The sequence below is a fragment of the Sporosarcina sp. E16_3 genome, assembly GCF_017347125.1.
Classification (GTDB): Bacteria; Bacillota; Bacilli; order Bacillales_A; family Planococcaceae; genus Sporosarcina.
The window spans coordinates 1-13,000 of the sequence record NZ_JADPRX010000012.1 but is presented as its reverse complement, the minus strand read 5'-3'; the positions used below and the strand labels follow the sequence as shown (position 1 = coordinate 13,000).

The 13,000-nt window shown below is 39.9% G+C and carries 12 protein-coding genes; 3 read left to right on the top strand and 9 right to left on the bottom strand.

The window, feature by feature from the left end:
• Positions 1 to 5: 5 nt before the first annotated feature.
• The 6 genes from I2483_RS09130 to gdhA form a co-directional block, all read right to left on the bottom strand.
• The gene (locus I2483_RS09130; RefSeq protein WP_207175479.1) at positions 6 to 680 is read right to left on the bottom strand and encodes an ABC transporter ATP-binding protein; all 675 of its coding nucleotides are present in this window, start codon (positions 678 to 680) and stop codon (positions 6 to 8) included.
• Complete coding sequence (locus I2483_RS09125; protein WP_207175477.1) at positions 673 to 1,806, bottom strand: ABC transporter permease; 1,134 nt, start codon at positions 1,804 to 1,806, stop codon at positions 673 to 675. Before I2483_RS09125 ends, I2483_RS09130 begins: the two co-directional genes overlap by 8 nt.
• Positions 1,803 to 3,041 carry an ABC transporter permease gene (locus I2483_RS09120; protein ID WP_207175475.1) on the bottom strand — a complete coding sequence of 413 codons (1,239 nt, stop codon included), beginning with the start codon at positions 3,039 to 3,041 and terminating at the stop codon, positions 1,803 to 1,805. Before I2483_RS09120 ends, I2483_RS09125 begins: the two co-directional genes overlap by 4 nt.
• Positions 3,042 to 3,043: 2 nt before the next feature.
• Positions 3,044 to 4,615 (bottom strand): DUF6583 family protein, encoded by a 1,572-nt coding sequence (locus tag I2483_RS09115; protein WP_207175473.1) that lies wholly within the window; start codon positions 4,613 to 4,615, stop codon positions 3,044 to 3,046.
• 242 nt (positions 4,616 to 4,857) lie between these two features.
• A complete protein-coding gene (locus I2483_RS09110; RefSeq protein ID WP_207175471.1) occupies positions 4,858 to 6,066 on the bottom strand; it encodes an argininosuccinate synthase in 1,209 nt (402 codons plus the stop codon).
• Positions 6,067 to 6,233: 167 nt separating this feature from the next.
• Entirely contained in the window at positions 6,234 to 7,616 is a 1,383-nt protein-coding gene (gene gdhA / locus I2483_RS09105) for an NADP-specific glutamate dehydrogenase (protein WP_207175469.1), read from the bottom strand.
• Positions 7,617 to 7,941: 325 nt separating this feature from the next.
• Here gdhA and I2483_RS09100 point away from each other — a divergent pair, with 325 nt between their 5' ends.
• Positions 7,942 to 8,082, top strand: a complete 141-nt coding sequence (locus I2483_RS09100) for a hypothetical protein (RefSeq protein WP_207175468.1) — start codon at positions 7,942 to 7,944, stop codon at positions 8,080 to 8,082.
• A gap of 49 nt (positions 8,083 to 8,131) precedes the next feature.
• Here the strand turns inward: I2483_RS09100 and I2483_RS09095 are convergent, their stop codons facing one another.
• The gene (locus tag I2483_RS09095; protein WP_207175465.1) at positions 8,132 to 9,415 is read right to left on the bottom strand and encodes a glycoside hydrolase family 18 protein; all 1,284 of its coding nucleotides are present in this window, start codon (positions 9,413 to 9,415) and stop codon (positions 8,132 to 8,134) included.
• A 195-nt stretch (positions 9,416 to 9,610) separates the two neighbouring features.
• On the opposite strand from I2483_RS09095, the gene I2483_RS09090 reads away from it, so the two are divergent.
• Positions 9,611 to 10,237 carry a spore coat protein gene (locus tag I2483_RS09090; RefSeq protein WP_207175565.1) on the top strand — a complete coding sequence of 209 codons (627 nt, stop codon included), beginning with the start codon at positions 9,611 to 9,613 and terminating at the stop codon, positions 10,235 to 10,237.
• Positions 10,238 to 10,413: 176 nt separating this feature from the next.
• Here the strand turns inward: I2483_RS09090 and I2483_RS09085 are convergent, their stop codons facing one another.
• The gene (locus I2483_RS09085) at positions 10,414 to 11,199 is read right to left on the bottom strand and encodes an MBL fold metallo-hydrolase (RefSeq protein ID WP_207175463.1); all 786 of its coding nucleotides are present in this window, start codon (positions 11,197 to 11,199) and stop codon (positions 10,414 to 10,416) included.
• 15 nt (positions 11,200 to 11,214) lie between these two features.
• On the bottom strand, positions 11,215 to 12,123 hold the full coding sequence (locus I2483_RS09080) for an RluA family pseudouridine synthase (RefSeq protein WP_207175461.1): 909 nt from the start codon (positions 12,121 to 12,123) through the stop codon (positions 11,215 to 11,217).
• 114 nt (positions 12,124 to 12,237) lie between these two features.
• Here I2483_RS09080 and I2483_RS09075 point away from each other — a divergent pair, with 114 nt between their 5' ends.
• A complete protein-coding gene (locus I2483_RS09075) occupies positions 12,238 to 12,897 on the top strand; it encodes an HAD family hydrolase (RefSeq protein ID WP_207175459.1) in 660 nt (219 codons plus the stop codon).
• The last annotated feature ends 103 nt before the right edge of the window (positions 12,898 to 13,000 follow it).

Genomic DNA, 13,000 nt, shown 5'->3' with positions numbered 1-13,000 from the left:
ATCACTCATTTCAACTGTTCTACGGAAATTTTATTTCCCATCAATAAATTCATATAAAACGGATCTTTTCCTATTGCATAAACTCGGTCGCAAACGGTAGTGATTTCATCCATATCATGAGACGTATACATTATCATTTTCCCTTCATTTTTCGCCAGGCTATTCAAATACGAACCTATCTCCATTTTGGATTTTAGATCGATACCAACTGTAGGTTCATCTAACAACAGGAAAGTCGGATCATGGAGCAGGCTGATTGCTAGGTTCAACTTCCTTTTCATACCGCCCGATAACGATTGAACCCCTTCCTTCCAATGCGTCAATTGCATATCCAAACAAAGTTGTCGGCATTCCTCTTTTGTACGTTTTTTCCACGACAACTGTTCAAAAAACAGCATATTTTCTTCTACAGTGAATTCCTCCCAAATCGATATGTCTTGAGGAACATAACCGATTATCCGCCTGATTTCCTTCACATCATTCACATAAGAAAGTCCATCCAGTTGAATGTCACCTTGTGTCGGCTGCATAACCGTCGCGAGTAGTTGAAGCAATGTTGATTTACCTGCACCATTTTCCCCAACAAGGCCGACAATTTCGCCTGGTTTCATTTGAAAAGACACATTTTCTAAAACGGTCTTTTCCTTGTATTTTTTCTGTAACCCCGTTACGTTAAGCATTTGCCTTCCCTCCTTTATGGATCCAAAAAGTGAGCAAGACAATCATAACGAAAAGCCATATCAGCGGTATCGTCCCTTTCAGTAACGAATGGACCGGACTTAATTCTTCAATCCATGGCCACTTCCCCGTTAGCCCATCCACCGGTATGATTGACCCACCGATTACAATCAAAAGCAGTGCAATCCCAAGACCACTTATATAGTACATAAATAATTGCTTGTAGACGCTTGCGAGTAAAAACGCAAGCAAGTTTATCGTCAACCGAAAAGCGAAAAGTGAAATCAACACTCGGATGGTCAATGCTTCCCGGAATAATGACGAGAAGAGAAATGCCGTGACGAGATCCATTAGATAAATGATGACTGTAAAATACATCAACGATCCACATGCATACTTTTTAAAAGAGATTTCCGTGAATAACCAGCGCTGGCGCATCGATGGTCGATTTTCTTTCAGCATCCAGTCGAACAGGAAAAATGTCGTGATGACTGCGAAAAATGCCCAAAGCCCCCAAGCTTTCAGTAACGGCAACGCATGTTCTTCAGTGGTTTTACTCTTTTCATAATAAGTAAAACTCGATTGGAGCAACGCTTCACTTTTTTGTCTCTCACGACTACTAGCAATTACTTCTTCATAATTCCATTCTTCTTCCATACCATATTCTAAGAACAATTGTTTGATAACAAAAGCCGCTTTTGAACGGGCTGCGTCTTGTTGGGAATAGGAAGTAATCGTTTCGACGACCGATTGATAAGCGAAAGACCGATTGGAAGAGTATGCCTCGATCAGCTGATTTCGCCGGTTTGCCAGTATATTATTCTCATAGCCCTTGCGAATAACGAAGACACTATCCAGCTCATGCTGTTCGAGTTTATGTAGTGCTTCATCCAAGGACATGAACTGGATATGGAGAAGTTCCGAATTCGTGATATTATCGACTAGATTAGCTGCCATTTCAGTCTGTTCCTCAACTACAATTGCTATCGGCACCTTAGTCTCCTCTTGCCAAGTCTCAACCCCTTGCATAATTAGCACTGTCATAACAAGTGGGAGAAGCATCCAGCATATAAGACTTCTCCATTCCTTCTTCAAACGCATCCAGCGGATAAACAAAACAATCTTCACCGGATCCACCTCTCTTTTTCGACTGTTGATAGCCAAAGTAAGAGTAGTCCGATAGTAGCAAGGACCGTCAGCGTTGTGAAGTTCGCATAGTTTCGTCCTTCTAATACAATATCAATCATCCAATTCAAGCTAATGTATGAAAAGATATACGGTAAAACACCTTGAATCACTTGCGGAAAGTAAAGTGTCGGTATAACTGCACCACTTGTGAAAATCAGTAAGAAGGTATAGAGGCTTTGTAATAAAAGAACCACTTTCCGAGATGTAATCAAAACATCAATTAACGCTATGCCAACTAAAAATAACAGGGCATAAAGAATAGTGAACAAGCCCAATCGTAAATAATCAGTGAGAAATAGTTCAAATCCTACAAACTTATTTATGATGAAAAATGCTACTGCCGCAACGACAAGGCTATATCCTAAAGAGACAAGAATTCTTGCTAGGATACGTTGCCACATGGTTACACCGAATAATTTCATCCGAATGAGCATCGAGGAATGCTCTTCTTTCCCTAAAACAGTATAGATAGCGAAAAGCCAGACTGACATAATTATTAACCAACCCGATAATATGTAATAGTGAGTCGGAGAAGCCGTCGCCACATTTGTAATCACTTCTTCATCAAGTAACTTATCTTTTCCAAGTGTGTACAAACTGAAATCCATAAACTGTTGAAACATCATTTTTTGGCGTTCTTCTTCTGGCATATCGGTTTTCTTTGCGTACTCATTGATAGTCAGAATAGTCGACTGGGCCACGGCAATGTAGCGCATCATGCTTTCTACTAACTCTTTCACAAGAAAACTATCTGTTGAACGCGCTGCATTTCCAACAATCGGAATCGTCACGGACTCACCTTCATACAAATCCTCCGTAAACCCGCTTGGAAATGTAAAATAGGTACTGATTTCATTTTGCGCCATCAGCTTTTCAGCATTGTCCTTCGTTATCGACATAATTTGGATGAATTGATTATGCGAGGCCGTTTCTTCGAGTAGTCCGCTAAACAGTATCGTTTCCTGCGTTCTGTCTTCATCAACCAAAGCTACCCGGATTGGAGAATCTTCTTCTGGTAGCAGTAAACCAGCCAGCAGGAGCAACAGTGAGCCTATCAAAATAATTGGAAATAGAAAAAGAAGAAGAAGTGTCGCCCACTTCTTCTTCAACTGTTTATTATATTGACGCATGAAAAATAGTATTCTTCTAATGGACAGCAAATTAGTCACTTCCATTCTTAAAATCCGCCTATTTCACCCTGTAAATCTTCCATAAACCCAAACACCCAATCTTGGACTTTTACCATAGCTTCTTCAGTAAACGCTTCTAATTCATCTTTATTCATTTTACCAATATTCACTGTGCCATCTGTTTCTACTGGCATATCTACTTTTTTCACAACTTTTCCTTGTTGCTTTAAAATCAAATTGAACATATTAACGTCCATTGACTCTTCACTGAAAGTAAATTCATGCTTCGCTTTCATTGAATCACTTTCGTGTGTAGCGCTACCTTTCCAAATAACGGCAGGATCCAAATCCCCATCTGTAAAGCCAAATGAACGAGAGAATGTTCTTTTCTTATCTTTTAGTTGTTCTTTTCCTTTATAGATGAACTTCATATCATCCATCGTCAACGTAATGGAATCAATTGCTTTTTGATCTTTCCAGCTTAAATCGCCTTTGATTTTCACAAAGTTTTCATCTCCGAAGGAATCTTCTACGCCAAATGTAAAGTCCCATTTTTGCCCTACTTTCTCTAGCAATTGAGTTCCGCTAATCATTAACGTATCGACATCAGTCTTATCTTCACCCACACCCATTGCAAATTCACGTTTCACAATTTTGTTTGAATGGTGCCAGATTGTAGATTGCAATCCGTTAGGAAGTTTAATGGAATCCACACCTACAATCGCCTCATCAAGCCCATCTTCAAAGCCATCCATAAGCGTTGCAATTTCATTATCGGAAGTATCCCCAGCAAATGAAGTAAGTGTCAGTTGCTCTTTCAGTATAGTTTTAAGTTTTTCATCCTTTTTCGCTTTTTCCAATAAATTTTTCAGTAATGTTTTAACTTGTTGTTCTGTAAGATCCAACTTGACTTTTTTTGTTTTCATTTTTTTATCAAACACAGTAAGTTCTTCTTTTTCACTCGTAAATGCCTCTTCAGGAATCTCTTTAATGAAATACGCTATATATTCTTTTTCGACATATGTACGAGATTCTTCCGTCATCGAAAAGCCGTCTTCGAATAGTTGGGATAGACCAAGATTTTCATTTCCTTCATAATCTGGATCGGTTTCTCGCATTAATTTCCCAAAATCCTTATCGTCGAAGCGAATCAGTTCATCCATGAATGGAAATGAAGCCACTAGTTTCTCAGTTGTCACAAAAACCGAACCAAAGTTCATGTTAACGCTACCTAGTTCCCCCCTAAGATCCACTCCCAACTCTTTCTTGACTGGATCATAGACTTGTTTACTGGAAATTTTAGCGCTATTGACAATGCTTTGTACTTGTTGCATTTCATTGTCAACGGATGGATCATTCCATTCGCCAGATAGGTCAAAATTCGTTTCAACCGGCTTTTCCTTTTGAACTTCCAACCACCTTAGTTCGTTCTTATAGCGGTCTTCAAAGATAGTCCCCACTAGTTTAAACGTTTCTACTTCTGCTAAAAAATATTGTACTTTCGGTGATTTATTCACCAAAAGAAATGCCGACACGCTGCCGCCTACAGTGACCAATACAGTTAATACAATAATCATTAATAACTTTGGCGACTTTTTTTTCACAACTTTCTCTTCCATGCAATTCTCCTCCTAAACTTGAATCGTGAACTAGAAAAATTTCGCTGAAGTTGAATTTTTTTCATATTCACATTTTTTCATACTATCACAGTCTATGTCTTTACTCAAAAAATAGTTGGTAAAATTCACCTTTTCAAGCAATTGATGATATTCGACTAGTCTCCTCTTTACACCAAAAGAATCATACAACTCAAAAAACCATCTACCATTATAGAGTAGATGGTTCTTTGAATTGATGGTGCTTATTTTTTCACCGTTTGCATCTTGTTTACCATGCTGTGCACTTCTGTAGGTAATCCCCAAAGCTTAATGAACCCAACAGCTGCCGATTGGTCAAACGAGTCATCAGACGTATACGTTGCAAGGTTCATGTCATAAAGAGAATTTGGCGACTTTCTACCTTCTACAAGCGCATGCCCTTTGAACAGCTTCACACGTACTGTTCCATTGACGTATTGCTGTGTTTCTTTGATGAATGCTTCTAAAGCATCTCTAAGTGGTGAGAACCACAATCCGTTATAGATTAGCTCGCTCAACTTTTGGGAAATAATTGGTTTAAAATGAGCCAACTCTTTAACAAGTGTCAGATCTTCCAATTCCTTATGTGCCTTCAGCAATATAATTGCTCCTGGACATTCATACACTTCACGTGACTTGATACCAACAAGACGGTTTTCTACGTGGTCAATTCTTCCGACACCGTGTTTTCCGCCAATCCCATTTAGTTTCAGAATCAGTTCACTCAGTGGATACTGCTGACCATCAATACTGACTGGTACACCTTTTACAAAATCAATTTCAATGACATCGGACGTATCCGGCGAATTTTCAATAGAAACCGTAAGTCCGAATGCATCTTCGGGTGGTGCTGCCCAAGGATCCTCCAGAATTCCACACTCATTAGCACGTCCCCATAAGTTTTGGTCGACGGAATATGGGCTATCTAGGTCGATTGGAATCGGAATATCCTTTTCCTTCGCATAAGCAATTTCTTCTTCACGCGACCAACTCCACTCACGGACAGGAGCTATGACTTCCAATAACGGATCCAGTGCTTTGATGGCAACTTCGAAACGTACTTGGTCATTCCCTTTTCCCGTACAGCCGTGTGCAACCGCTGTCGCATTTTCTTTATGCGCCACTTCAACAAGTTTTTTTGAAATAAGCGGACGTGATAGTGCCGATACTAGAGGATACTTGTTTTCATAATAAGTTTGAGCTTGGAGTGAAAGCAACGCATACTCCTGTGCAAATTCCTCTTTCGCATCAATTACATAACTATTTACAGCTCCAACCTGCAACGCCTTTGCCTGGATGAAGTCCAAGTCTTTCCCTTCTCCGACGTCTAGACAAACCGCCACCACATCGTACCCTTGTTCTGTTAGCCACTGTACTGCCACAGAGGTATCTAGTCCACCTGAATATGCTAAAACCACTTTTTTCTTAGCCATATTTAAAATCCCCTTCCATTTACTCGGATGCATGTTTATTCATCAATCTGTATTTTTATAATAACATATTTTCAAATTAACACAATAGTTTTGTTTGAGTTTTTTCGAATTGAAAAAGAGTACACAATTTTTAGCCTGTGTACTCTTTTTATGGGACTGTCATAAGCTTAACTAAGACCATGGGCTACCATTGCATCTGCTACTTTTAAAAATCCTGCAATGTTGGCTCCCATTACGAGGTTACCGGGATGTCCGTATGCTTCTGCTGCATCCAAACAGCTGGTATAGATATTTTTCATGACAGTCTGAAGTCTTTCATCAACCTCTTCGACTGTCCAAGAAAGGCGCATGCTATTTTGGGACATTTCCATCGCCGATACCGCTACCCCGCCTGCATTCGCAGCTTTCGCCGGACCGAATAAAGTTTTATGCTCGTGAAAAACTGCCATCGCTTCCAGCGTACAAGGCATATTCGCACCTTCGCCGATTGCTATTACACCGTTCGCAATCAGTATACGTGCAGCTATCTCATCAATTTCATTTTGTGTCGCACAAGGAAGTGCAATATCACATGGAATTGACCAGATTGCCGAACAATCGTCGTAATACTTTGCACCCGGATGTTCTTTAACGTATTCTGAAATCCGTTTGTTCTCGACTTCTTTCAAACGCTTTATCGTATCAAGATCGATTCCATTTTCGTCATAAATATAGCCGCCTGAATCACTGCAAGCCAATACTGTAGCGCCTAGCTGGATTGCTTTTTCAATTGCATAAGTGGAAACGTTACCCGACCCGGAAACAACAACCTTTTTACCCACAAAACTTAAACCTGCTTCTTTTAACATTTCTTCAACAAAATAGACAGTTCCATACCCTGTTGCCTCTTTGCGCCCAAGACTACCACCGTGTTTTGGATCCTTGCCAGTAAATACGCCTGCTTCATAACCGCCTTTCAAGCGATTATACTGACCGAACATGTAGCCGATTTCTCTCTTACCAACGCCGATATCCCCTGCTGGAACGTCGGTATCAGGACCAATATATCTGCTCAACTCCGTGATGAAGCTTTGAGTAAAACGCATGATTTCACGGTCTGATTTACCTTTCGGATCAAAGTCAGAGCCACCTTTACCCGCACCAATTGGTTGGCCTGTTAACGCATTTTTAAATATCTGTTCAAATGCGAGAAACTTCATGATGCTACTATTTACCGAAGGATGGAAGCGGATACCGCCTTTATACGGTCCGAGATCACTATTGAACTGGACACGGAAACCACGATTTACATGTACTTTACCTTGATCATCTTCCCATGCAACGCGGAAAATAATGATGCGTTCCGGTTCTGTAATACGTTCTAAAATACCATTTGTTATATAGTCGGGATGCTTGGAGAAGACAGGTCGAAGTGAATCGAAAATCTCTCTTGTTGCTTGCAAAAACTCTTTTTCATCTGGATTTCTTTTCTTGATCAATTCATAGACTTCATGAACGTAATCATTCGCTCTTTTTTTTCTATCATTGTGAGATTCATTCAACTTCGTCATTTTTCACTCATCCCTTTCTTGTATAAGTTAAAGGTGGAAGCTGTTAAATTCCTACTTCCACAACTGAATGATATTTCAAAATCATTTAGTCATTTTTTAGTATTATCGCTGAAAATATGAATATATTCAACTTTTTATCTATTGCTGAATAAGTAATTATACATCATTATGTTTTATTTATGTATGAAAAATAAAATTATTTACTTTTTTCTGAAGAAAGAGTATTATTTAGTTATTCAAATATCGATTGATGAAGCATATACTTATCTGTGTAGCTGTCAATAGCTATTAGAAAATTACAACTAGGAGAAAGAAGGTTAGGACAATGAGATTTAAAAAGGTACTGCGTACGTTTATAGGTGCGAATATAACGCTACTGGCGACTTTCGTTTTCCTACCTGTTTTACTTTTCAATCCGGATGTAGAATTTCTGACGAGTTTCATTAATTATATCAATAAAGAGTAATTAAATTGACAAAACGAACCGCTAGTGCTCAGGCACTGCGGTTCATTTTTTAGGTGATTTTCCGGATTGTAAAGTTGTCTTCTAATAATAACCAGTTTTGTGGGAAAGCCAAACCAAGTTTCCAATACATCATACCGCGTAAGTTGAACTGTTTGATCAAGTCAAATTTAGCTTGGATACTACGTGCGTCTTCAAACCAAACTTCATGCTGTACCCCTGCATCTGTATACTTGAAATGCGGCGCCTGCGCAACATAGTCGTATTGGATATCAACTTCTCTTTCTGCCGCAATCGCTAGTGCCTGCTGAGGGCTTAATGCCTTGGCAGCAGATCCGCCTTGGCTCGGATAAGGTGTCGACCAATCATAACCGTATAGATTTTGACCCAAGAATATTTTTTCACTTGGGATTTGACTGACAGCATACTCGACGACGTTTCGAACAGGGCCTATTGGACTGACTGCTTGTGGATCGCTATACGTATAACCCCACTCATATGTCATTAGTGAAACGAAATCCACAATCTCCCCGTGCGCACGATAATCATGAGCCCCGTAAATACCCGTCCTAACGTCACTTGTCATGGGTGCTAGTGCAGTCGAAATTGTAAATCCGGCTTTATGGAATCGATCTCTCGCATTTCGCAGAAAACGATTATAAAGTTCACGGTCTTCTGGATATAATAACTCAAAATCAAAATGAATGTCCTTATACCCCACCTCATTGGCAACTTGAATGAGATTGCCAAACAACTGATTTTGTGCAGCTTGATCAGTAAACAATACATGAGCAAGGTCTGCATTAAATGCAAAGTTTTCCAAATTACTTACAACAAGTGCATTTGCCGCTCCCGCAGCTTTTGCTATATTTGGCATATCATCAATCGAGGGTGCCTTCAATGACCCATCTCGTTGCGCTTCATAACTGAACATAGCTAGATATGTCAGCCCATCAACTCTTTGTTTAACTTCATCAATCATTACTTGAGTTACTGGAGTCCGCGGCTCTACATAGAGTAATGACTCAGCTTGCTTTTTCGGTTGCGGTGGAATATACAGACGCTGTCCAACACGTAAGTTTTGCGATGGGGATAGTCGATTAATTGTTGCAAGCTCATTTACTGTCAAACCGTACATTTGAGCAATGGAATAAAGTGACTGACCCGGCTGAACCCAGTGGTAGCTACCCGTAATCGGTATGACTAACGCTTGGCCTACAACGATACGTGATGGATCTGGCAGTTCATTAGCTTGTGCAATTTCTTGATAATTAATGCCATAAGCTTGGGCAATTCCATATAAACTTTGACCTTTTTGAACCACATGGATCTGCATACTTATCATCTGCCTTTCATTAATAAAAATGTCCTCTACCCTAGACTATTTTTGCTAGAAGGAGATTATGCTTAGTTTGTTTTGATTTAACAATTTTCACGTATAGCTTCCACGCAATCATCCATACTATTGTTGATGAAAATCAATAACTATTAAGGAGGAGTTAATACAGTGACACAAAACCCATTCGGCCAAATGGACAATCAAACTCATGAGAATATGCACACGGGTAGCGTTTCACAGCAAATGAATCATGGCGGTCATGAATTATTTGACGTACACGAGGCATTATCTGGAACTGTCGCATGTCTGAACCAAGCAATGCTATTACGAACACATGTGAAAGATCCCGAGTTACTTGATATTTTGGATCGCCAATACCGCTTTACTTTAGACGCATATAACATTACAGTTGAATGTTTCAAGACCGGACGAAATCCCTCACATCCAACTGGAAGATATGAGATGAAACAAGGCAATGATTTCGTGTATGGTATGAAACCGTCTCAACCGAAAAAACCGATGCATTCCGAGGCAGACATATCGGATGAAATCATTTCAGGCTTTCTACTAGGCTCTGCAAAGGCCGGAGCATCCATGAAAACAATGGCTGCCACTGAAACATGTAACCCCGTCTTACGTCGCGTACTTGCCGACTCAGTACCCAATTGTATAGAAATGGCTTATGAACTGGCGATTTACCAAAACAAACACCATTATTACCAAGTACCACAACTCGCCGCACAAGATATGCAACAATTATTGAATTCGTTCGCCTCCTCGCAAGGCCAACCAGGTATGCCGAATAACACTTTGCAGTAAATAACTGAAAACAAAAAATCAGATGCCCCCTCGAAATCGAGTGGACATCTGATTTTTTTATTACTATATATGTTGAACAAATAAATACCTATAATAAACTGAGCGAAGGCTTCCCCTAGCGCCGCAGCAAATTCAATGGGGCTCTTTATCACAACCTATTTACTCAAGCACGCAACTCATTCCAAAATCGAGTTGACGATATGTTTTGGCGAATTCTCAAAAAAGGATAAGTAATGCATCGGATGACTTTTGGGAAATAGTTTTTTTCTTATTGCATGCGAAGTCATTCCTTGATTGTAAAGTGATTGGACTTCTTGTTGTATGCTCTCCAAGTAATCCAACTTCTTCTCAATCGCTTGTCTCCCTTTCACTTTGATCCCTGCATGGGAACAAATATACGTTTCAAAATCATATGTCAAAACTTTTTTTAATGATGTAATGATTTCCGGAACAGATTCAAATGCAAACAAACTTTTAGGAGTCGGTTGTATATACAAATCACCGCCAAACATCCAACCTTTTTCCTGATTAAACAACGCAACATGGTCATGTGCGTGACCAGGTGTATGAATGACATCCCAGTTGTAGTTATCTGTTGTAATCATGTCATTCAATTCAATCGGTTGGAACGGTTCTCTTTCACCCCAAAAAACTTTACGATAAAAAGGCAACTTCGCACTCTCTTCACAGTCTTTAATCCCTAATTCATGAATATAAATCGGGACTTTCTTAATTTCTTGAAGCCAATATGCCAACCCCGTATGATCTTCGTGGTGGTGTGTTAAGATTACTTTCGTCATATCCCACTGTTCAAACAGGGGTATAAGTCTTGCTTTCATTTTCGCCGGCCCGGTATCAATTAATAACCCATCTATCATAAAGACGGAAACGGTCATTTTTTGCTTACCAAATGAAAGTACCATCTCGGCCTGTTTTAAATCCTCAAAAGATGTAATTTTCATGAACACACCAACCGATCATTTTGACTTCGCAATAAGTGAAGAAGGGACATCCGCTTTGAAACGGACGAGTTCTCCAGTACGCGGGTGTAAAAGTGCCAGTGCTGTTGCATGAAGACCAATCCGTTTGATTGGATTAACGGTAGATCCGTATTTTTTATCACCAACAATTGGATGGCCTAGGTCTTCCATATGAACGCGAATCTGATTTTTACGACCTGTTTCTAGTTGAACTTCAAGTAACGAGTAGTTACTATTCGTCTGTAGCGTTTTGTAATGAGTGACAGCATGTTGCCCACCGTTGTCAGTCGGATTTGAGTACACTTTAAATGTTTTACTTTCCTTTAGCCACGATGAAATCGTTCCTTCTTTTTTCCTAACTTTACCTTCAACAAGTGCCGTATACGTACGTTCTTTCACGACTTCATTCCACGCGGCCTGTAATCCATTTTTCACTTCTTCGCTTTTCGCGAACAACATCACACCCGACGTATCACGGTCAAGACGATGAACGATATAAACGCGGTTTCGTGAATTGGATTCTTTTACATAGTCCATTAGCTGTCTAATAGCTGTCATATCTTCCGGATTTTTTGAAGCGACTGAAAGCAGACCCGCTTCTTTATTAATAACAATGATATCGTCATCTTCATGCAAAATAGTTACTCCGACTAGCGTATCCTCTTTCATCGCTGCTCGATTTTTAAGAATTTCAACAAGTTGTCCAGCTTGAAGTGGATGATTATGTTGCGTAACCATCCTACCATTCACTGTGACCTGTCCACGTGTCAGTATAGATTTCACTGAGTTACGGCTACTTTTAGACATCATCTCCAATAGGAAGGGTAATAACTCCATTGGTTCTTTCACTGTATAAACGGATGTATCTTCTTTTCTACTTGCTGTATTCTTATGATTTTTTTTCATAATAATAAACTCCTCACTCTCACTTCTTATTATCCTCAAATTGCCTCTACATTACAAACGCTGTATGATAAAACCAAGGAATTTATTTCAAATAGCAGAAAAAAGGGGATTTTTATGCGAGTTGCGATATTCGATTTTGATGGAACACTGTATTCAGATGAAACTTTTCAACTATTAATGAGCCATTTAAGATACCACCCCGTCCATCATACAAATTATAAACGATTTTACCGGGCCATCCTTCCACCTTATATCGGCCACAAGTTGAAACTAATTCCGGAAGCCAAGATGAAAGAACGTTCCATGCAAATTTACTTGAATGCACTCGGCCTAATGTCCATTAATGAATTAGATGCCTACTTCGGAGAATTAACCGATCGGGTACGAGAAGGCTTTAATCCCGATGTAATTGCGCGTTTGAATCAGCACGCTACTGAAAATGTACATATCATGCTCGTTTCTGGGGCATACTCGTCCCTTTTGCAATCCGTCACAAAGGAGTTGCAGTTCGATTCAATTATCGGTACCGAAATTCCCATGAAAGAGGGAAAAACTGATAATCGAACGCCACTCTATCATATACAAGGTCCACGAAAAAACGAAAAGATTCTAGAAGTACTACAAGGGAAAGATATCGACTGGGAAAATAGTTTCGCCTACGGAGATAGTTTTTCCGACTTGTCTGTACTAGAACTCGTCGGGAACCCTGTTGCCGTTCGACCTGAACCACGGTTAAAAGCTATAGCTGAAGAACGTAAGTGGGAAATAATTTGAATATCAAAAGCGCAAGCGCCTGTTCAGAGGCGGCAGGCATAAGGCGGGCTGGCGAAGCGGCGTTCTTTGCCGCACAGCCGGACCGACTTATGACCCGAGCCTC